Origin of the sequence: Micromonospora sp. NPDC047548 (assembly GCF_040642975.1) — a bacterium.
GTDB lineage: Bacteria > Actinomycetota > Actinomycetes > Mycobacteriales > Micromonosporaceae > Micromonospora.
This window is the reverse complement of sequence record NZ_JBEYTI010000008.1, coordinates 1-19,932: the sequence shown is the minus strand read 5'-3', so window position 1 is coordinate 19,932 and position 19,932 is coordinate 1. Positions and strand designations below refer to the sequence as shown.

17 protein-coding genes are annotated in these 19,932 nt (G+C 76.4%); 8 read left to right on the top strand and 9 right to left on the bottom strand.

Features of this window, described 5'->3' with window-relative positions; genetic code table 11:
- Nucleotide 1 precedes the first annotated feature (1 nt).
- Nucleotides 2-1,300, top strand: coding sequence for a DUF58 domain-containing protein (locus tag ABZ807_RS11005; protein WP_357155283.1), 1,299 nt, complete (start codon nt 2-4; stop codon nt 1,298-1,300).
- Nucleotides 1,301-1,316: 16 nt separating this feature from the next.
- Nucleotides 1,317-3,797, top strand: a complete 2,481-nt coding sequence (locus ABZ807_RS11000) for a DUF3488 and transglutaminase-like domain-containing protein (RefSeq protein ID WP_357155281.1) — start codon at nt 1,317-1,319, stop codon at nt 3,795-3,797.
- A 375-nt stretch (nt 3,798-4,172) separates the two neighbouring features.
- Here the strand turns inward: ABZ807_RS11000 and ABZ807_RS10995 are convergent, their stop codons facing one another.
- The 9 genes from ABZ807_RS10995 to ABZ807_RS10955 form a co-directional block, all read right to left on the bottom strand.
- Nucleotides 4,173-4,568, bottom strand: a complete 396-nt coding sequence (locus ABZ807_RS10995) for a DUF3040 domain-containing protein (RefSeq protein ID WP_357155280.1) — start codon at nt 4,566-4,568, stop codon at nt 4,173-4,175.
- 115 nt (nt 4,569-4,683) lie between these two features.
- Nucleotides 4,684-5,973, bottom strand: a complete 1,290-nt coding sequence (locus ABZ807_RS10990) for a DNA polymerase IV (RefSeq protein WP_357155278.1) — start codon at nt 5,971-5,973, stop codon at nt 4,684-4,686.
- A gap of 38 nt (nt 5,974-6,011) precedes the next feature.
- Nucleotides 6,012-7,178, bottom strand: coding sequence for a nucleotide pyrophosphatase/phosphodiesterase family protein (locus tag ABZ807_RS10985; protein WP_357155276.1), 1,167 nt, complete (start codon nt 7,176-7,178; stop codon nt 6,012-6,014).
- Nucleotides 7,175-7,945, bottom strand: a complete 771-nt coding sequence (locus ABZ807_RS10980) for a methyltransferase domain-containing protein (protein WP_357155274.1) — start codon at nt 7,943-7,945, stop codon at nt 7,175-7,177. Before ABZ807_RS10980 ends, ABZ807_RS10985 begins: the two co-directional genes overlap by 4 nt.
- Before the next feature lie 43 nt (nt 7,946-7,988).
- Nucleotides 7,989-8,168 (bottom strand): hypothetical protein, encoded by a 180-nt coding sequence (locus ABZ807_RS10975; protein ID WP_357155272.1) that lies wholly within the window; start codon nt 8,166-8,168, stop codon nt 7,989-7,991.
- 97 nt (nt 8,169-8,265) lie between these two features.
- On the bottom strand, nt 8,266-11,643 hold the full coding sequence (locus ABZ807_RS10970; protein WP_357155270.1) for an error-prone DNA polymerase: 3,378 nt from the start codon (nt 11,641-11,643) through the stop codon (nt 8,266-8,268).
- A gap of 69 nt (nt 11,644-11,712) precedes the next feature.
- Nucleotides 11,713-13,434: a DNA polymerase Y family protein gene (locus ABZ807_RS10965; protein WP_357155268.1), complete on the bottom strand. Its 1,722-nt coding sequence runs from the start codon at nt 13,432-13,434 to the stop codon at nt 11,713-11,715.
- Nucleotides 13,431-14,162 (bottom strand): hypothetical protein, encoded by a 732-nt coding sequence (locus ABZ807_RS10960; protein WP_357155266.1) that lies wholly within the window; start codon nt 14,160-14,162, stop codon nt 13,431-13,433. The genes ABZ807_RS10965 and ABZ807_RS10960 overlap by 4 nt, the downstream gene beginning before the upstream one ends.
- A 95-nt stretch (nt 14,163-14,257) precedes the next feature.
- Nucleotides 14,258-14,713 carry an SAV_6107 family HEPN domain-containing protein gene (locus ABZ807_RS10955; protein WP_357155264.1) on the bottom strand — a complete coding sequence of 152 codons (456 nt, stop codon included), beginning with the start codon at nt 14,711-14,713 and terminating at the stop codon, nt 14,258-14,260.
- Between the two features lie 500 nt (nt 14,714-15,213).
- Here ABZ807_RS10955 and ABZ807_RS10950 point away from each other — a divergent pair, with 500 nt between their 5' ends.
- The 6 genes from ABZ807_RS10950 to ABZ807_RS10925 all read left to right on the top strand — a co-directional run bounded on the left by ABZ807_RS10950 (nt 15,214) and on the right by ABZ807_RS10925 (nt 19,832).
- Nucleotides 15,214-16,611, top strand: a complete 1,398-nt coding sequence (locus ABZ807_RS10950) for a ferredoxin reductase family protein (protein ID WP_357155262.1) — start codon at nt 15,214-15,216, stop codon at nt 16,609-16,611.
- Between the two features lie 20 nt (nt 16,612-16,631).
- Nucleotides 16,632-17,075: an FMN-binding protein gene (locus ABZ807_RS10945; protein WP_357155261.1), complete on the top strand. Its 444-nt coding sequence runs from the start codon at nt 16,632-16,634 to the stop codon at nt 17,073-17,075.
- A gap of 14 nt (nt 17,076-17,089) precedes the next feature.
- Entirely contained in the window at nt 17,090-17,875 is a 786-nt protein-coding gene (locus tag ABZ807_RS10940; protein ID WP_357155259.1) for an FAD:protein FMN transferase, read from the top strand.
- Between the two features lie 138 nt (nt 17,876-18,013).
- The gene (locus ABZ807_RS10935; RefSeq protein ID WP_357155585.1) at nt 18,014-18,502 is read left to right on the top strand and encodes a YbaK/EbsC family protein; all 489 of its coding nucleotides are present in this window, start codon (nt 18,014-18,016) and stop codon (nt 18,500-18,502) included.
- Entirely contained in the window at nt 18,499-19,251 is a 753-nt protein-coding gene (locus ABZ807_RS10930; protein ID WP_357155257.1) for a monooxygenase, read from the top strand. The genes ABZ807_RS10935 and ABZ807_RS10930 overlap by 4 nt, the downstream gene beginning before the upstream one ends.
- Nucleotides 19,248-19,832, top strand: coding sequence for a GNAT family N-acetyltransferase (locus tag ABZ807_RS10925; RefSeq protein WP_357155255.1), 585 nt, complete (start codon nt 19,248-19,250; stop codon nt 19,830-19,832). The genes ABZ807_RS10930 and ABZ807_RS10925 overlap by 4 nt, the downstream gene beginning before the upstream one ends.
- The last annotated feature ends 100 nt before the right edge of the window (nt 19,833-19,932 follow it).

Genomic DNA, 19,932 nt, shown 5'->3' with positions numbered 1-19,932 from the left:
GGTGCGCGACGGGCTGCGCGGCCTGACCACCCGCGGCCGCTCGTTCCTGGCGGCCGCGGTCGCGGCGGCGCTCTCCGCAGGCATCCTCGGCGAGAAGGACCTGCTGCGGGTGGCCGTGCTGCTCGCCGTCCTGCCGCTGTTCGCCGCGCTCTACGTCGGGCGCAGCCGCTACAAGCTCGCCTGCAACCGGTCCCTGGAGCCGCACCGGGTGCCGGTCGGGGCCAACTCCCGGGTGGTGCTGCGCCTGCAGAACATGTCCCGCCTGCCCACCGGCACCCTGCTGTTGGAGGACCGGCTGCCGTACGCGCTGGGCAGCCGGCCCCGGGTGGTGCTGGAGCGGCTCGGCGCGCAACAGGCCAGCTCGGTGGCGTACACGGTCCGGGCCGACGTGCGCGGCCGGTACGAGGTGGGCCCGCTGGTGGTCCGGCTGACCGACCCGTTCGGGCTCTGCGAGCTGACCCGGGCCTTCCCCAGCACCGACCACCTGACCGTCATCCCCCAGGTCACCCCGCTGCCGACGGTCCGTCTCCCCGGCGAGTACGCCGGCAGCGGCGACAGCCGGGCCCGGTCGGTGGCGGTACACGGCGAGGACGACGCCGCCACCCGGGAGTACCGAATGGGCGACGACCTGAGGCGGGTGCACTGGAAGTCGACCGCCCGCACCGGTGAGCTGATGGTGCGCCGCGAGGAGCAGCCCTGGGAGAGCCGCGCCACCGTCGTGCTGGACACCCGGGCGTTCGGCCACCGCGGCGACGGGCCGACCGCCAGCTTCGAGTGGGCGGTCTCCGCCGCCGCGAGCATCGCGGTGCACCTGCGCCAGTCCGGCTACAAGCTGCGGCTGGTCACCGGCTCCGGCGCCGACATGGACGCCACCGAGGGCGCCGGGGACGGCCTGCTCCTGGACCACCTGGCGGACGTCCGGCTGGACCAGCGCGGCGAGGTCGCCACCGTGGTACAGCGGGTCCGGCAACGCGCCGACGGCGGCCTGATCATCGCCCTGCTCGGCTCGGTGAGCACGGCCGAGGCCGAGCTGCTGGCCGGGCTGCGGGCCAACGGCGCGACCTGCGTCGGTTTCCTGTTGGACAGCTCCACCTGGCTCAACCTGCCGGAGAGTGCCCGCGCCGAGTCGGAACGGGCGCACGGCGCGGCCGCGCTCGCCCTGCTCCAGGGTGGCTGGCGGGTGATCGGGGTGGACCACGGCGGCCGGCTGCCGGCGCTCTGGCCGCAGGCCGCCCGCGGCTCGCAGGGCTTCGCGTTGCGCGCGGCGCTCGCCGAGACGGTCGCCGGCGGCGTCCGATGACGGAAGGGGTGACGTCGTGATCGCGTCCCGGAACCTCGGCTTCGTGGCCGCTGCGGCGACCCTGCTCGCCGCAGCGCCACTGTCGTCGATCTTCCAGCGCTGGACCTGGCTGATCGAGGCCGCCATCGCAGTGGCCGTGGTCGCCGGGGTGGCCGCGCTGACCCGGCTGGTCCGGGCTCCCCTGTGGGGGCAGGTGCTGGGCATGCTGGCCGGCCTGCTGCTCGCCCTGACCTGGCTCTTCCCGGGCGGCACCGAGCTGGTCGCGTTCCTGCCCACCCCGGCCACCCTGGCCCACTTCGGTGAGCTGGCGCAGGGCTCGTTGCAGGACATGCGCTCGTACGGCGTCGAGGTGCCGGACACCCCGCCGCTGCTGTTCATCACCGTGCTCGGGGTGGGCGCGGTGGCGATCATGGTCGACGTGCTGGCGGTGGGGCTGCGTCGCCCGGCGCTGGCCGGCCTGCCGATGCTGGCGATCTACTCGGTGCCGGTGGCGGTCTACGTGGACAGCGTGCCCGCGCTGCCCTTCGTGGTCGGCGCCTGCGGCTACCTGTGGCTGCTGGTCACCGACAACGTCGACCGGGTACGCCGGTTCGGCCGCCGGTTCACCGGCGAGGGACGCGGCGTCGACGTCTGGGAGTCCTCCCCGCTGGCCGCCGCCGGTCGCCGGCTGGCGGTGGTGGGCGTGGCGCTGGCCGTGGTGGTGCCGCTGGCCGTGCCCGGGATGTCCGGCGGGGTGCTCGACCAGGTCAACTCCAACGGCAACGGCAACGGCAACGGGCGGTCCGGACAGGGCGGCAACCCCGGCCGGATCGACCTGTTCGCCGCGCTCAGCGGCCAGCTCAACCAGTCCGAGGTGACCGAACTGGTGAAGGTGACCACCAACGAGCCGAGCCCGTTCTACCTGCGCTTCGGCGTCGCGGACGAGTTGCGGCCGGACGGCTTCCGGGTGCGCCCGCCCACCGGCCGGCGGGTGGACCGGGACCTGCCCGACCCGCCGGCTCGCCAGAGCGCCGAGCAGCAGCGTTACCGGGCGACCGTTGAGACCACCCGCACCCTGAACATGCCGCTGGCGCCGGTGTACGCCGATCCGGTCAGCACCGACGGGCTCAACGGCAACTGGCTCTACGACCCGAACCTCGGGGTGGTCTTCTCCAACCGGGACAACTCCCGGGGCAAGCGCTACTCGTTCGAGTACGTCCGCTCGACGTTCACCCCGGCGGCCCTGCGCAAGGCCCGGTCCCTGCCGGCCGAGCACCCGATCGCCGTCCAGCAGACACGGCGGCCGTCGGTGCAGCAGGTCGACGTGCTGGTGTCCCGGCTCGTCGAGGGCAAGCAGAACGACTACGACAAGGTCCGGGCGATCTACGACTACTTCTCCCGGGAGAACGGCTTCAGCTACTCGCTGAGCACCAAGGGGGGCACCAGCGGCGAGGAGATCGTCGACTTCCTCACCAACAAGGTCGGCTACTGCCAGCAGTACGCGGCGGCGATGGCCTGGTTGGTGCGCTCCGCCGGCATCCCGGCCCGGGTGGCGTTCGGCTTCACCAACGGCGCCAGCGCGGGCGGCGGGACGTACGTGCTGACCAACCGCAACCTGCACGCCTGGACGGAGGTCTACTTCGACGGGATGGGCTGGGTCCCGTTCGACGCGACCCCGGCGTACGCGGTGCAGGGCGCGAACCGTTCGGCCTGGGCCCCGGACAGCGACGCCCCGGACCCGGAGCCCTCGGAGACCAGCGCTCCCGGCGCCTCCCCCGACGACCCCGCCGCCTTGGCCCGGCCGGACCGCCAGGACGCCGCCGACCGGGACACCGACACCGGCTTCGACCCGGCCGCCGGCGCCCCGACCCGGCGCGCGCCGAGCTGGCGCTGGTGGACGGCGGGCCCGGTGCTGGCCCTGCTCACCCTGCTCTGCCTGCCGGCGCTGCGACGGATGACGCTGCGGCGTCGCCGCCACGGCCGGCCGGCACCGGCGGTCACCACGGCCGGCGGCGGGACGGACGGGGCGGACGCCGAGGCGCCCGGCATGGTCGTCCTCGGCGCGGACCACGACCGGGCCCGCGCCGACGCCCACGCGGCCTGGGACGAACTGCTCGACACGCTGGTCGACTACCGGGTACGCGTCGACCCGACGGAGACGCCCCGGGCCACCGCCGAGCGGCTGGCCCGCGAGGCCGTCGGCGACGACGCCACATCAGCGGGGGCGGTACGACTGCTCGGCCGGGCGGAGGAGCGGGCCCGCTACGCCCGCGATCCGCTCACCGGGGAGCCGCTGCATCCCGCGCTGAAGACGGTCCGGGGCGCCCTCGCCGCCCGGTCGGACCGGCGCACCCGGTTCCTCGCCACCGTGCTGCCGCCGTCGGTGCTGCTGCGCTGGCGGCTGGCGATCGCGGACTCGTCCTCGCGGTTGGTGGCCACGGGCGGGCGGACCCGCTCGCGGCTGCAACGCTGGAGCCCGCGCCGGCTGCTCGCCACCCGGTCCGCCCGCCGCGCCTGATCCGTCCCGCCTGACCCGACGGCCCCGCCGGTCCGACCCACGTCGGCCCGGCGGGGCCGTCCCGGTCAGCGACGACGGACAGCCGACGACGCGCACACCGGGCCGCCCGTCCTGCGTCGGGGGCGAGGCGGCGCCGGGGCCGGGCAGCGGCGCGGCGAGCCCACGGGCACCATCTCTCGGACATCGCGGCATCCGCGTCAGATCGCCGACGAGAAGTCGATCAAGCCCCGGCCGTGGGCCCGGCAGGGGGCCACAGTGGGGCGTCCACCCCGTCAGGGGGCCGGGGCTGGACATGGTGGTACAACGGAGGTGGTCGGACCTCGTCCGGCACCCACCGTCGTGGCGACGCCCACCCGCCTCATCGGCGGTGAGCGTTCAGCGATGTCCCTCCGGGCGCTGTCGCCACCGGTCCTCCATGCGGTCCAGCAGCGACGGCCGTCGACCCGCGCGCCCGCGCGAACGACGGCGACTCGTCGTGCCACCCACCACGTGCAGGTCGGGTGACTGCGACCGGCGATGCGACTGCACCGCGTAGCCCAGCGCGGCCAGCATGACGACGAAGCCCGCCACTGCCAGCGGCGGAGTCTTGATCACCGCGCCGTAGACCAACAGGGCCAGGCCGACGACGACCACGCCGGCAGCGACGAGCAGGCGACGCCGCGCGTGGAAACGCGGATCGCTGGCGCGCACGGCCGAGGCGAATTTGGGGTCCTCGGCAAGCGACCGCTCGATCTGCTCGAACAGCCGCTGCTCGTGCTCCGAGAGCGGCACGGCACTCCTCCCCGGTCACGTAAGTCGGCCCGGTCGGGCCGACAGACCGTGGCAGCCAACCGGCTGCTTGCCGTCAAGTCTACGAGGGGGCTCGCGCGTCGGAAAGCGGGACGACCTACGGCCGGGTCTGATTTTCGCCGCGCCGGGGATCACGCTTGTCGAGCAGACTGGCCGGACCTATGACGGACCGCCCGAATCGGGCAGCCGCGGCGTCGGCGGCGGCTTCCGCCTCCCGCCAGCCGCGCTCGGGCGCGCCGAGGGTCAACTGCCGTGGCGTCTCCGTCGCCCCGGCCAGCCCTTCCACCCGCACGCCGACCAACCGGACCCGCTCTCCGGGGTCGAGAACGGTGTAGAGCGCCCAGACGGTGTCGAAGATCTCCCGGGCCACGTCGGTGGGCACGCCGAGGGTGCGGGACCGGTTGACCGTGCGGAAGTCGGCCAGCCGCACCTTGAGCGAGACCGTCCGCCCGACCTGCCCCGCGCGGCGCAGCCGGGCGCCGACCTTCTCGCTGAGGGCGAGCAGGGCCCGGCGGATCTCCACCGGGTCGGCGACGTCGGCGTCGAAGGTCACCTCGGCGCCGATGGACTTCTCCACGTGCTCCGGGCTGACCGTCCGCGGGTCGCGCCCCCAGGCGAGCTCGTGCAGGTGGGTCGCGGCCGCCTCGCCGACGGCCTTGCGGAGCATCCCGTACGGCGCCTCGGCCAGGTCGCCGACGGTGCTCAGGCCCAGCCGGCGCAGCGTCTCGGCGGAGCGCTCCCCCACCCCCCAGAGCGCGGCGACCGGCAGCGGGTGCAGGAACTCCAGCACCCGACCGGCCGGCACCACGAGCAGGCCGTCCGGCTTGGCCCGGGTGGAACCGAGCTTGGCCACGAACTTGCTCGGGGCCACCCCGACAGAGCAGGTCAGCTGCTGCTCGGCCGCCACCCGCCCGCGGATCCGGCGGGCGATCTCGACCGGCGACCCGAACAGCCGCCGGGCGCCGGCCACGTCGAGGAACGCCTCGTCCAGCGAGAGCGGCTCGACCAGCGGGGTGACGTCCCGAAAGATCTGCATGATGGCCCGGGAGGCCGCCGTGTACTGCCCGAAGTCGGGCGGGAGGTAGACCGCGTGCGGGCAGAGCGCCCGGGCGCGCATGGTGGGCATGGCGCTGCGGACGCCGTACCGCCGGGCCTCGTAGCTGGCGGAGCTGACCACGCCGCGCGGCCCGACGCCGCCGACCACGACGGGCCGGCCGTGCAGCTCGGGGCGGCGGCGCACCTCGACCGAGGCGAAGAAGGCGTCCATGTCGACGTGCAGGATGGGGCTGCCGGAGTCGTCGGCGTCGGGCCCGAAGCGCGGGTCGCCGCCGCACTCCGACCCGCGGCGCGGGTCATGACCGCGCGCGAACGACTGGCTCCGACCCATTCCCGCAGGCTAACCCGCCGGTACGACAGCCCCGCCGGTCAGCCCCGCACCACCAGCAGCGGGATGGTCAGCTCCGCCGCGGTGTCCGCCCCGTGGTATGCGACCAGCCGGGACACCACCGGCGGCTCGGAGCGGGTGGCCAGCACCGCGTACGTGCCGTGGCAGGTCACCACGACGTCGCCGACGCGCTGCAGGTGCTCCCGCGGCACCGGGCCGAACCGCCCGGCGGCCACCGCCTCCTCCCGGGTCTCCACCCGGGCGGCCGGCCCGAGCACCGCCGACCAGGCGGCCACCACGTCGTCGACGGCGCCCGGCTCGACGTGCAGGTAGCGCACCCGCGGCTCCCCGGCGACGACCCGTATCCCGGCCCGCAGCCGGGGGTCGGTGTCCAGGTCGAAGCGGTGCGCGGCGGGCACGTCGAGCTGCCCGTGGTCGGCGGTGACCAGCAGCGCGGCGTCCGGCGGCAGGCCGTCGACGAGCCGGGCGAGCAGGGCGTCCACCCCGGCGGCGGCGAGCCGCCAGGGCGCGGAGTCGACACCGGTGAGGTGGCCGTGCCGGTCCAGGTCGGGGTGGTAGCCGGAGACCAGGGTCGGCCCGGGGCCGGCGGCCAGCGCGGCGAGCATCGTCGCGGCCAGGGCTTCCACCCCGGCCGCGCCCCGGTAGTCGCCGCCCCGGTTGGCGGCCAGGGTGAGCCCGCTGCCGGCGAATTCGGGGCGACTGACGACGGTGACCGCGACGCCGGCCGCCCGGGCCCGCTCCCACTGGGTACGCACCGGCTGCCAGGTCAGCGGCTCCGGGTCGCCGGCCCACTCGATGTGGTTGAGCACCCGGTCGGTGCCGGGCACCCGGACGGTGAAGCCGAGCACCCCGTGCGGCCCGGGCGCGACGCCCGCGCCGAAGCTCACCAGACTGGTCGGCGTGGTGGAGGGAAAACCCGAGGTCAGCGGCCGACCTGCGGTCGCGGCCAGGCCGGCCAGGGTCGGCGCGTACGGCGCGGCGGTCGGGATCTGGTACCAGCCGAGCCCGTCGACCAGCAGCACGGCGATCCGGCGCACCCCGGCCAGGCGGGAGGTCAGCCCGAGCAGGTCGACCGCGCCGGGCACGCCGAGCACGGCCAGCGCGCTGGGCACCACGTCGGCGAGGCTGCCGCCCCCGTAGCGCGGCGCCACCACGTCCAGCGGAGCGGGCGGTGGCGGGAAGGTCATGCCGGCCGGCGGGCGAACAGGTGCAGCTTGGCGGCGAGATCCCGGTACGGCGACCGGGCGGCGAGGGCCCGTTCTAGCTCGACCAGGGCGCCCGGCTGGCCGTCGGCCACGGCGGCGGGGAGCAGGTCGGCGAGGACGCGTACCCCGTGGATCTCCTCGACGGTGAGCCCGGCGGCGCGCAGCAGCGCGGCGGCCCCGGCGGCGTCGAAGCGTCGGCGCAGGGTGTCGCGCGGCCCGGCGGAGCCGTCCGGGGCGGCGGCGAGCGCGGCGGCGACGTCCAGGTGGCCGTTCATCGCCCGGGCCAGCACGGCGGCGGCCCTGCCGGCGACCAGCACGCTGGCCGCGCCACCGGGTCGCAGCGCGGCGGCCAGCGCGGCGACCACCGGCGTCGGGTCGTCGACCACCTCCAGCACGGAGTGGCAGAGCACCAGGTCGGCGCTGGCCGGTTCGACCAGCCCGGCCAGCGCGTCGCCGTCGCCCTGGACGGCGCGTACCCGGGCGGCCACCCCGGCCTCGGCGGCCCGGCGGGTCAGCGCGGCGAGCGCGTCGGGGCTGGCGTCGACCACGATGACCCGGTGCCCGGCCTGGGCGAGCGGGACAGCGAAGCCGCCGGTCCCGCCGCCGACGTCGAGCACGGTCAGCTCGTCGCCGGCACGTCGGTCCAGCTCGGCGGCGAGGACCGACCAGATGACAGCGGTACGGGGGGTCAGCGGCGGCCCGGTGAACCGGCCTGGGGTGGTCTGCTCCACCCCGTCGAGCCTAGTCACCCACGCCAGCCGACCCCCCGCAGGCGGTGCCGCGCCTCTCGGGTCAGGACTCGCCGCCGCCGGCGGGGTCCTCCTCCGCGCGGGACCGGTTGGCGTTGGCCACCGGGCCATCGTGCACCTGATACTCGCGCGTCTCCACGTCCTGCGCCGGCGCCCAGCCGGCGCCGAGCTGGGTGCGCCGGGCGTTCGCCACGCCACCGGTGTACATGCTGTTCGACGTCATCGCGTCTTCCCCCTTGCCGCGAACGGGCCACTCTGCCCGCACGTGCCGGAAGTCTCCCGCCTGACGGCCCGAGAAACCGTAATGTGGATCACTGAAGTCAGCGAAAATCGCGGGACGCCGGGCTGACCGGCGGCTCGATGGCGTCCAGCCGGTCGGCGGTGAGGCTGGTGACTCCCTCGTGCCGCTGCAACCGGCCTCGCACCACCAGCGCCGTGCTGGTGCGGGCGATTCGACGATAGCGCTGCCAGAGCCCCGGGGAGCAAGTGACATTGAGCATCCCCGTCTCGTCCTCCAGGTTGAGGAAGGTGACCCCGCCGGCGGTCGCGGGCCGCTGCCGGTGGGTGACGATCCCGCCGACCCGAATCCGCCGGCCGGGCTCCACCCGGCCGAGCCGGGCGATCGGCACCGCACCCAGGGCGTCGAGCCGGTCCCGGATGAACCGGGCCGGGTGGCTCTCCGGGGACAGCCCGGTCGCCCAGACGTCGGCGACCAGCCGGTCCACCGCCTCCATCCCGGGCAGGGTGGGCGCGGCCGTCCCGGTCACCGTGCCGGGCAGCCGGCCCGGCCGGTCCTGGGCCGCCGCGCCGGCGGCCCAGAGCGCCTGCCGCCGGGTCAGCCCGAAACAGGCGAAGGCGTCCGCGGTGGCCAGCGCCTCCAGCTGCGCGGCGGTCAGCCCGACCCGCCGGGCCAGGTCCGGCATGTCCCGGTACGGCCCGTGCGCCGCCCGCTCCGCCTCGATCCGCTCGGCCACGTCGTCACCGAGGGTGCGTACGCTGCCCAGCCCGAGCCGGACGGCCGGCCCGCCCAGCCCCCACTCGTGCGGCGGCTCCCCCGGCTGGCTCCCCCACCGGGTCTCCGGCGTCGACTCCAGCACGGCCTTCGCCCCGCTGGCGTTGATGTCCGGCCGGCGTACCTCGACGCCGTGCCGCCGGGCGTCGTCGACCAGGGTCTGCGGTGAGTAGAAGCCCATCGGCTGGGCGTTGAGCAGCGCGGCCAGGAACGGCCCCGGGTGGTGGCGCTTGAGCCAGGAGCTGGCGTAGACCAGGTAGGCGAAGCTCATCGCGTGGCTCTCCGGGAAGCCGTAGCTGGCGAACGCGGTGAGCTTGCGGTAGACGTCGTCGGCCAGCTCGCCGGTGATGCCCCGCTCGGCCATCCCGGCGTAGAGCCGGTCGGCGATCTGCGCCATCCGCTCCACCGAACGCTTGGCCCCCATGGCCCGGCGCAGCTGGTCTGCCCCGGCCGCGTCGAAGCCGGCCAGGTCGATCGCGAGCTGCATGAGCTGCTCCTGGAACAGCGGCACGCCGAGGGTCTTCTCCAGCGCGTTGCGCATCAGCGGATGCGGGAAGGTCACCGGCTCCTGGCCGTTCTTGCGCCGGATGTACGGGTGCACCGAGCCGCCCTGGATCGGGCCGGGCCGGATCAGCGCCACCTCGACCACCAGGTCGTAGAACTCGCGGGGCTTGAGCCGGGGCAGGGTGGCCATCTGGGCGCGGCTCTCCACCTGGAACACCCCGACCGAGTCGGCCCGGCAGAGCATGTCGTAGACCTCGGGGTCGTCCAGCGTCATGTCGCCCAGGTCGAGGGTCATCCCGATCATGTCGTAGCCGTAGTGCAGCGCGGAGAGCATGCCGAGGCCGAGCAGGTCGAACTTGACCAGGCCGACGGCGGCGCAGTCGTCCTTGTCCCACTGGAGCACGCTGCGGCCGGGCATCCGGCCCCACTCCACCGGGCACACCTCGATCACCGGCCGGTCGCAGATCACCATGCCGCCGGAGTGGATGCCCAGGTGCCGGGGGAACGTCTGCAGCTCGTTGGCGTACGCGACCACCTGCTCGGGGATGTCCTCGACGTCGACCGAGGCGACCGAACCCCAGCGGTCGATCTGCTTGCTCCAGGCGTCCTGCTGGCCGGGCGAGAAGCCGAACGCCTTGGCCACGTCCCGCACCGCCGAACGGGGCCGGTAGGAGATGACGTTGGCGACCTGGGCGGTGTGCTCCCGGCCGTACCGGGTGTAGACGTGCTGGATCACCTCCTCCCGGCGGTCGGACTCGATGTCCACGTCGATGTCGGGCGGGCCGTCGCGTTCCGGGGCGAGGAAGCGCTCGAAGAGCAGCCGGTGCCGGACCGCGTCCACATTGGTGATCCGCAGCGCGTAGCAGACCGCCGAGTTGGCCGCCGAGCCCCGGCCCTGGCAGTAGATGTCCTGCTCACGGCAGAACGTGACGATGTCGTAAACCACCAGGAAGTAGCCGGGGAAGCCCAGCTGCTCGATCATCGTCAGTTCGTGCTCCAGCTGCGCGTACGCCTCGGGATGCGCCTCGGGCGGGCCGTAGCGTTCCCGGGCCCCCCGCATCGTCAGGTGGCGCAGCCAGCTCATCTCGGTGTGCCCCGGCGGCACCGGGTACGCCGGCAGCTTCGGCGCGACCAGCTGGAGGTCGAAGGCGAGCTCGGCGCCGAACTCGGCGGCCCGGGCCACCGCCTGAGGGTACGCGGCGAACCGGGCCGCCATCTCCGCGCCGCTGCGCAGGTGCGCGGTGGCGGCGGCGGGCAGCCAGCCGTCGATCTCGTCCAGGCTGCGCCGGGCCCGTACGGCGGCCAGGGTGGTGGCGAGCCGGCGCCGGCCCGGGGTCGCGTAGTGCACGTTGTTGGTGGCCACCGTGGGCAGCCCGGCGGCGGCGGCCAGCTCGGCGAGGGCGTCGTTGCGGTCGGCGTCGACCGGGTGCCCGTGGTCGGTCAGCTCCACCGCCACCGTCTCGGCGCCGAAGAGGGCGGTGAGCCGGTCCAGCTCCCGGGCCGCCGCGTCGACGCCCTCGGTGAGCAGCGCGCCCGGCACGTGCCCCTTGCGGCAGCCGGTGAGCACCAGCACGTGATCGCGCAGCTCGGCGGCGACCTCCTCCAGCTCGCCGTAGACCGGGCGGCCCTTCTCCCCGCCGCGCAGCTGGGCACGGGCGATGGTGGCGGCCAGCCGGGCGTACCCCTCGTGCCCGTGGGCGAGCACCAGCAGGTGCGCGCCGTGCGGGTCGGGCTCGCCGTTCTGCGGGCCGGGCAACCCCAGGGAGAGCTCGGCGCCGAAGATCGTCGGCAGGTGCAGCGCGCGGGCCGCCTCGGCGAAGCGGACCACGCCGTAGAAGCCGTCGTGGTCGGTGACGGCGAGCGCGGTGAGCCCCAACCGGGCGGCCTCCTCGGCCAGCTCCTCCGGGTGGCTGGCGCCGTCGAGGAAGCTGAAGTTGCTGTGCGCGTGCAGCTCGGCGTAGGGCACCGTGCCGTCGGGGCGGGGCAGCTCGGGCGCCTCGTAGTGCGGGCGCGTGCGGCTCCAGGCCGGGGCGTCGCCACCGTCGGCGTCGACCGCGAGCGGGTCGACCACGTGCAGGTGCCGCGCCTCGCGCGACCGCCCACCACCGGACCCGCCGCCGGGCCGGCCGGAGAGCACCCGCTCCAGCTCGGACCAGGGCAGCTGGGGGTTGTGGAAGCTCACCCGGCGGCTCCGGCCCGGTCGGTACGGAACGGCCGGGGCGGGACACCTGACGGACGCGCGCCGGAGCACTCAGTCATAGATCGCCTCCACCAGCCACTGGCCGGCCTCGACCGCCAGCAGCAGGGCGGCGCCGTCGGCCAGGCAGACCTGGAACCGGGCCCGGCGCCGGGCCTCGGCCGGGGCCCACCAGCGCTCGTCCACCGGCCACGGGCCGGCCCAGCCGACGATCTCGACCGGTCGGGCCGTGCCGACGGCCAGCCGGGCCGGCGCGGCGCTCACCACCAGGCGCGCGCTGACCACGACCGGCTCACCGGCGGCGTCGTGCACGGTCGCGGCGAGCGGGGTGGGCAGCACCACGGCCGGTGCGGGCGGCGGCAGCCGCCCCGGCCACGGCGGGACGGCGCTCCCTCCGCCGGCGGCCCCGCCGACGCCGGCGGAGCCCCCGGCGGCCCTGCCTGCGCCCACGGAGCCCCCGGCGGCCCGGCCGGCGCCCACGGCACGACCCCGACCGGCGGAATGGTCGGCACCGTCGGCCGGCGCGCCGGGCAGCGGCGGCGGGCCGGGGCGGGCAGGGAGCCGTTCGTCGCCCCACGGGACCAGGTGGGTCTGGTCGGCCGGGGAGCGACCGCCGCCGAGCACGGCGGTGACCACCGCCTCCGGGCCGAGGATGCCCTGCACCCGGCTCAACGCCCGGTGCGCCCGCTCCCGCTCCTCGCCGGTCTCCCCCCACAGGCCGGGTTGCAGCCCCGACCGGGCCAGCACCCCGTCGGGGACCAGCCGCAGCCGGACGATCCCGGCGGTCGGCCGGGCCGGGCGGGCGCCGGCCCGGCCGGTGCTGCCGGAGAGCCAGCCGTCGAGCTGCCAGCGGACCCGGTCGGCGATGGCCGCGGCGGTGAGCAGGCCGTCGTGCCGCCAGACCCGGTGCAGCTCCTGGCCGTGCGCGGTGACCGCCTCGATGCCGAGCCGGGTGCAGGCCAGCCCGTACGCGGCGAGCCGGTCGTGCAGCCGCTCGGCGAGCGCGCGGGCGGCGAAGGCGGCCGCGTCGACCCGGTCGAGCGGCTCGTCGTGGTCGGCGGTCACCGCCAGGTCGACGGGGGGCTGCCGGACGGCCAGCGGGCGGTCGTCCCGCCCGGCGGCGAGCCGGTGGGCCAGCGCCCCGTCGAGGCCGAACCGGGCCAGCACGTCGCCGGCGGGCAGCGCGGCGAAGTCGCCGAGGGTACGTACGCCGAGCCGACGCAGCAGGTCGGCCAGCGCGGGACGGCCGAGCGCCTCGACCGGCAGCCCGGCGAGGAACTCCGGCGTCCCGCCCGGTGGCACGACCCGGCCGGCGCGCGCGGCGAGCCCGGCGGCGAAGACCCCGTCGGCGATCCCGACCTGGCTCTCCACCGCGCAGGCCTGGGCCACCTGCTCGACGATCCGTTCGGCGGCCGCCTCCTCGCCGCCGAGGTAGCGGCTGGGGCCGCGGGCGGCCAGCGCGCAGGCACCGGGGCGTACGACCTCGACGCCGGCGGCGACCTCCTCGACGGCGGCGACCACCGGTTCGAAGGCGCGGGCGTCCCGCCCCGGGTCGTGGTCGACGACGGTCAGCTGCGGGCAGCGCCCCTGCGCCTCCCGCCGGCGCAGGCCCCGCCGCACCCCCTCGGCACGGGCCCGCTCGGAGCAGGCCACCACCCGGTTGGCGTGCAGCACGGCGACCGGGCCGGTGGCGGGCACCCCGTCGACGATCTCGGCGGCGATGACCGGCCAGTCCGGGCACCAGAGCAGCAGGGCACGCACCGGGGTGCCGGTCACGCCGACCCGACCACGGTGAGCGTGCCACGGCGGGAGCGGCCGACGCCGCCCGCGGCCGGCGGCCGGGGGATGACCCGGGTGAGCCCGTCACCGGGCAGCCAGACCTTGATCTCCTTGGGGCGGGCGGCGGCGCCGCGCCCGCGCGCCGACACGGTCACCTCGCGGCGGCGCAGCCGACCCCGGCCCGACCCCAGCCCCTCCCAGACCCCGCGGACCACCTGGAGCGTGACGTCCGCGCCGTCCCACCGGCCGTACGGGACGAGCACACTGCCGCGCTGCCGGGCCCGGGCGGCGAGCCGGTTGGCGACCGAGGCGGAGACGGTCTGCGGCACGGCGGTCACGACCACGTCGACCCCGTCGATCAGCGCCGCGACGACGGTGGGCCACTCCGGGCCGGGGTCGGGCACCAGGGCGAGCCGGTCCAGCGCGATCCCGACCTCGGCGGCCGCGCCGGCCCCGAAGGTCGGCACCCCGACCACCGCGCACCAGGAGCCGGCCCGGGACGCCTCGGCGAGCAGCGCCAGGACCAGGGAGGTGCCGCCACTGCGCCGGGGCTGGCCGGCGGAGACGGCGATCGTGCTGCCCCGGCGCAGCCCGCGGTTGGGCAGCAGGCCGGTCAGCTCGGGCGCCACCGGGAGCACCCGGTGACCGCCCGCCGGGTCCGGCGCGCTCGCCGGGCGCACCAGACCGGCCAGTGCGGCGGAACCGACCACCATGCGGCCCGCCATGGGACCAACCCCCCGTCGTGTTTCTGCTGGATCAGGTGTCGCTGTTGGATGGGGCGCCGGGTGGTGCCCGGCGGGAGACCCGGGCGTTGCCGGGGTCAGGCGGCGAGGCCGTCGAGGGTCGGTTGGTGGGCCAGGCCGAGCGCGGTCTCCACCACCGAGACGAACTGCTCGGCGGCCCGGAGCAGATCGTCGGCCTCCCGGGCGCTCACCACGCGGGGTATCCCCGCCTCGGCGGCGGCCCGCTTGCCGGCGCCAGCGGCGAAGTAGGCGGCCCACTCGTCGAGCTCGGGGGCGACCGTGGAGAGCAGGACCCAGACGCTGGTGATCCGGTGGCGTCGGGCGGGGGCGGGGGCGGGGCGGGCGCGGGCGGCGAGCAGGGCCGCGGCCGCGCGCAGCGCCGCGAGGTGGGCGGCGGCGTAGCGCAGCCCGTCGGGGCGGGTCCGGGCGGCCTCGCTGAGCCCGATCCGGGCCACCGCGAGGAGCTGGGCCGGGGTGCGGTGCGGCAGCACGTGCGCGGGCACCGTCGGTGCCTGGGCCGGGTGGGTCGGCATGACTGTCTCCTCCGCGTGACCGGGGCGGGCGCGACGCGCGGCGGAAGGGATCCGTCGGCGGGTGCCCGGAGCGGGTGGCGCGGAGGAAGACGCACCGGATGGGGCCGGCCGGGTGTGGATGCTTCCCCACACCACACCCGGCCGGCGCACCGGCGGGTTCGTCGTCCGCCGCCCGGGGGTCGTGGGCGGCGGACGACGATCCTGCCTGACGGGACCAGGCTCGCGACTGCCCGGAACCCCGGTGCGGTCCGCGAAACCGCACCTCTCCCGAGAGCCGGAGCCGCGAAACACCGCTCCCGGGCGTTGGAACGGGCGTACGACTCAATCGAACACTCGTTCTAACTGCCCTGACAGTACACCCTCCCTCCGGCCAAAACGCAACGTGTGGCGTCCGGCGTGCCGCGGGGATTCTCAGGGCGCGCACAGCAGCGGCAAAGCCGGCACGGAGGTCGCCCCGGCAGGGTGGGGCCCATGACCGACCCGTCGAAACGGGCCGCCGGATGAGCGCCACCGTCCTGGACCGGCGCACCGCGTACCGGCCGCCGCGCCCCGCGCCCGCCTGGTGGGGCGACGTGGCCGGCAGCGCGGCGGTGCTCAGCCTGCTGGTCGTCACCGCGCTCTGGACCGCCGACCGGGGGGTGCAGGAACTGCTGGGCGAGCTCGCCACCGGCCTCACCTCCGCCGGCCGGCTCACCGGCCTGCTCAGCGCCGACCTGATGCTCGTCCAGGTGGTGCTGATGGCCCGGGTGCCGCTGGTCGAGCGGCGCTTCGGGCAGGACCGGATCGCCCGCTGGCACCGGCTGGCCGGCTTCACCTCGTTCCACCTGCTGCTCGCCCACGTCGTGCTGACCACCCTCGGGTACGCCGGCACCGCCCGGGAGAACGTCCTCACGCAGCTCTGGCTGCTGGTCACCGAGTACCCCGGCATGCTGCTGGCCACCGCCGCGCTGGCGCTGCTGGTGCTGGTGGTGGTCACCTCGGTCCGCGCGGCCCGCCGCCGGCTGCGCTACGAGTCCTGGCACCTGCTGCACCTGTACGCGTACCTGGGGATCGGGCTGGCGCTGCCGCACCAGCTCTGGACCGGCGCCGACTTCGTCGGCTCGGCCGCGGCCCGGGCCTACTGGTGGACGGCGTACCTGGTGGCGCTGGGCAGCGTGCTGGTCTTCCGGCTCGGCCTGCCGGCCTGGCGCTCGCTGCGGCACCGGGTCGAGGTGGCCGCGGTGGTGCCCGAGGCGCCCGGGATCACCTCGATCTGGCTGCGCGGGCGTCACCTGGACCGGCTGCCGGTCCGGGCCGGACAGTTCTTCTGCTGGCGGTTCCTGGACGGCCCCGGCTGGTCCCGGGCGCACCCCTACTCGCTGTCCGCGCCGCCGTCGGGCGACCTGATGCGGATCACCGTCAAGGCGCTCGGGGACGGCAGCGCCGGGGTCGCCACCCTACGCCCCGGCACCCGGGTGCTGCTGGAAGGGCCGTACGGGCGGCTGACCGGGGAGCACTGGCGTGGCGGCGGGGTCACCCTGCTCGCCTGCGGCGTCGGCGTCACCCCGCTGCTGGCCCTGCTCTGGGAACTGCCGTACGCCCCGGGGCAGGCGGTGCTGCTCTACCGCGCGCGTACCCCGCAGGAGCTGGCCTTCCGGGCGGAGCTGGACCGGCTCGCAGCGGTTCGCGGCGTGGTGGTGCACCACCTGGTCGGGCCGCGCGCGCGGCGACCGTCCTGGCTGCCGGTCCACGCCGAGGGCCGGTCCGACGCCGAGACGCTGCGCCGGCTCTCCCCCGACATCGCCACCCACGACGTCTACCTCTGCGGCCCGGACGGCTGGATCGACGCAGCGCGGGCCGCGACCCGGGCTGCCGGGGTGCCCGAGCAGCACACCCACCACGAACGTTTCGCCTGGTGACAGGCGAGGGAGGAGGATCCGTGCGACGGATCACCGGCTGGCTGCTCTGCACCGTGGCCGCCCTGGTGCTGCTGTTCAGCTACAAGACCAGCACGATGGGCCCGGGTGGGGAGACCAGCGCGATCGCCGCCGGCGCCGGCACCGGGAGTACGGCCGCCGAGCCCGGCTCGGGCGGCGCCAGCGGGCCCGGCCGGTACGACGGGTCGGTCGCGCAGACCCGGTGGGGCCCGGTGCAGGTCCGGATCACCGCCTCGGGCGGGAAGATCACCAACGTCAGCGTGCTCCAGGTGCCGGACGGGAACTTCCGGGATCGGCAGATCAACGACCACGCGGTGCCGATCCTGCGGCAGGAGACCCTCGCGGCGCAGAGCGCCGAGGTCGACACCGTCTCCGGCGCGACCGTCACCAGTGACGGCTACCGCGAGTCCCTCCAGGCCGCCATCGACGCGGCGCACCTGAAGTGAGCGGGGTGGGCACGGTGGACCTGACGGTGGAGCTGGCCCGGCGGGCCTGGGTGGTGCAGGTGATGGGCCTGCCGGTGAGCGTGCACCTGCGCGGCCCCGGCGTGCGCACCGACGCCGTCGCCGCCCGGGTGGAGCGGCTCTTCGCCGAGCTGCGGGAAGTCGACGCGACGTTCAGCACCTGGCGGCCGGAGAGCGTGCTCGGGCGCCTCGGCGGCCGGATGCCCGACCCGGCCACCGCCGCGCCGCCGGTGCGCGAGGTGGTCGAGCTGTGCGAGCTGGCCCGGGCGCGCACCGGCGGCCGGTTCGACGCCCGGCGGCTGCCGCTGCCCTCCGGTGGCGTCGGGTTCGACCCGTCCGGGCTGGTCAAGGGCTGGGCGGTCGGGCGGGCCGCCCGCTGGCTGGGCGATCTGCCCGACCACGACGTCTGCCTCAACGCGGGCGGGGACGTGCTGCTGCGGACCGGGGCGGACCGGCCGGGCTGGCGGGTCGGCATCGAGGACCCGGACCGCTCCGGCCGGCTGCTCGACGTGCTGACCCGGCACGACGGGGCGGTCGCCACCTCGGGCACCGCCCGGCGCGGGGCGCACATCGTGGACCCGCGGACCGGCCGCCCGGCGACCGCGCTGCGGTCGGTCACCGTGGTCGGCCCCGACCTGCTCTGGGCCGACGTGTACGCCACTGCCGCGGTGGCCCGGGGCGCGGACGCGCTGGACTGGCTGGCCACCCTGGACGGGCACGAGGCGCTGCTGGTCGACGCCACCGGCCGGGTCCGCGCCACCCCCGGCTGGCCGGGTCGGTAAGCGCTCACGACCGGCCTCGGGCCCGGTGCCGTGACCGTGAGCGACGGCTCCGCTCCGGATGGCACCGACCCCGGCCGCGCCACGCCGACCTACCTGGCCGGCTCCGCCGGCCCACGGCGGACCGGCAAGAATGACGGCATGCAGCCACACCCGAACGTGCGGGCGGTGCAGGCCGCCCTGGACGGCGCGGACGCGCGCGACGGCGCCGGCGCGCCCAGCGTGGTCCGCCTGCTGCCCGAGGCGGTCCACACCGCGGCCGCGGCCGCCGCGGCGCTCGGCGTCGACGTCGGCGCCATCGCCAACTCGCTGATCTTCGATGCCGACGGCGTCCCGCTGCTGGTGCTGACCTCCGGCGCGCACCGGGTGGACACCGCCGAGCTGGCCGCCCGGATCGGGGTCACGCGGCTGCGCCGGGCCACCCCGGAGTTCGTCCGGGAACACACCGGCCAGGTGATCGGCGGGGTCGCCCCGCTGGGCCACCCGCACCCGCTGCGCACCCTGGTCGACACCGACCTGCAGGGGTACGACGAGGTCTGGGCGGCCGGCGGAGTGCCGCAGGCCGTCTTCCCCAGCACGTACGCGGACCTGTTGCGGATCACCGCCGGCGCCCCGGCCGAAGTGGCGTGAGCGAGGCGCCGACCGGCGACACCGTTCCCGAGCTGGTCACCCTGCACGTGTGGCGGATCTCCCGGGCCGCGCTGCCCCGGGCGCTGACCCGGATGGCGCTCGACCCGCGCCGGCTGCGCGCCACCCCGGGCGTACGGTTCGGCAAGCTGCTCGGCACCGGGACCGGCACCGGCTTCGGGCCCGGCGACGCCGACCTGACCCGATGGGCGGCGCTGACCGTGTGGGACTCGCCGGCCGCCGCCGACGGCTTCGACGCCTCCCCGGTCGGCCGGGCCTGGGCGCGGATCTCCCCGGCGGCCGTCCGGGTCGACCTGCGCCCGGTGAGCAGCCGCGGCGAGTGGTCCGGCCGGCGCCCGTTCGGCGACCCGCCCGGCGGCCGGGTCGACGGCCCGGTGCTGGCGCTGACCCGGGCCCGGCTGCGGCCCCGCCGGGCGGCCACCTTCTGGACGGCGATCCCCCCGGTGGCCGCCGCGCTGCACGCCGCGCCCGGGCTGCTCGCCCGGTTCGGCGTCGGCGAGGCCCCGCTGGGCTGGCAGGGCACGATCAGCGTGTGGCGCGACCCGGCGGACCTCGTGGCGTTCGCGTACCGTCACCCGGAGCACCGCGCCGTGATCAGACGCACCCCCACCGAGGGGTGGTACGCGGAGGAGCTCTTCGCGCGGTTCGAGGTGCGCGACGTGGTCGGCGACCGGACGGTGCTGGGGTGGGTCGCCGACGGCGACGCGGCAACAGTGAAGGGACACGTATGAGGTTGGTGCGGTGGACGCCGGACGATCTCGTCCGGCGGCTGGACGACGTGGTCACCGTCTACGGAGAGGCGATGAACTACCGCACCGACCTGCTGGAGGCCCGGCGCGGCTACATCGCCACCCACGTTCGCCGGCCCGGGTTCCGCGCCGTCGCCAGCCTCACCACCGAGGGCCACCTGGCCGGCTTCGGGTACGGCTACCTGGGCGCGCCCGGGCAGTGGTGGCACGACCAGGTGCACCGGGTGCTGGACCCGCGGGCCCGGCGGCGCTGGCTGGCCGACTGCTTCGAGGTGGTGGAGCTGCACGTCCGGCCGCCGGCGCAGGGGCACGGCCTGGGCACCCGGCAGCTGACCGCCCTACTCACCCTCGCCGAGGGCACGACCACCCTGCTGTCCACCCCGGAGGCGGACGAGCGGGCCTCGCGGGCCTGGCGGCTGTACCGGCGGTTCGGCTTCGTCGACGTGCTGCGCCACTTCCACTTCCCCGGCGACGAACGTCCCTTCGGCGTGCTCGGCCGGGACCTGCCGCTGGCCCCCGCCGAGTCGGCCGCCACCGTCGGTCACGGCCCGGCCGGGCCGTGACCCGACAGCGGGCCCCCGGGGCGGGGGGGGGGGGGCGCGGGCGACGCCAGCTATGGGACCCCCACCCCACCGGCACCACCCGGGCCCGGCAGACCGGCGC

Coding starts and splice junctions, on each gene's coding strand:
- ABZ807_RS10975 (WP_357155272.1), bottom strand. CDS start 8,168: ATGACGTCGAACAGCATGTACACCGGTGGCGTGGCGAACGCCCGGCGC.
- ABZ807_RS10960 (WP_357155266.1), bottom strand. CDS start 14,162: ATGGCGGGCCGCATGGTGGTCGGTTCCGCCGCACTGGCCGGTCTGGTG.
- ABZ807_RS10990 (WP_357155278.1), bottom strand. CDS start 5,973: ATGGGTCGGAGCCAGTCGTTCGCGCGCGGTCATGACCCGCGCCGCGGG.
- ABZ807_RS10950 (WP_357155262.1), top strand. CDS start 15,214: ATGAGCGCCACCGTCCTGGACCGGCGCACCGCGTACCGGCCGCCGCGC.
- ABZ807_RS10925 (WP_357155255.1), top strand. CDS start 19,248: ATGAGGTTGGTGCGGTGGACGCCGGACGATCTCGTCCGGCGGCTGGAC.
- ABZ807_RS10985 (WP_357155276.1), bottom strand. CDS start 7,178: ATGACCTTCCCGCCACCGCCCGCTCCGCTGGACGTGGTGGCGCCGCGC.
- ABZ807_RS10955 (WP_357155264.1), bottom strand. CDS start 14,713: ATGCCGACCCACCCGGCCCAGGCACCGACGGTGCCCGCGCACGTGCTG.
- ABZ807_RS10935 (WP_357155585.1), top strand. CDS start 18,014: ATGCAGCCACACCCGAACGTGCGGGCGGTGCAGGCCGCCCTGGACGGC.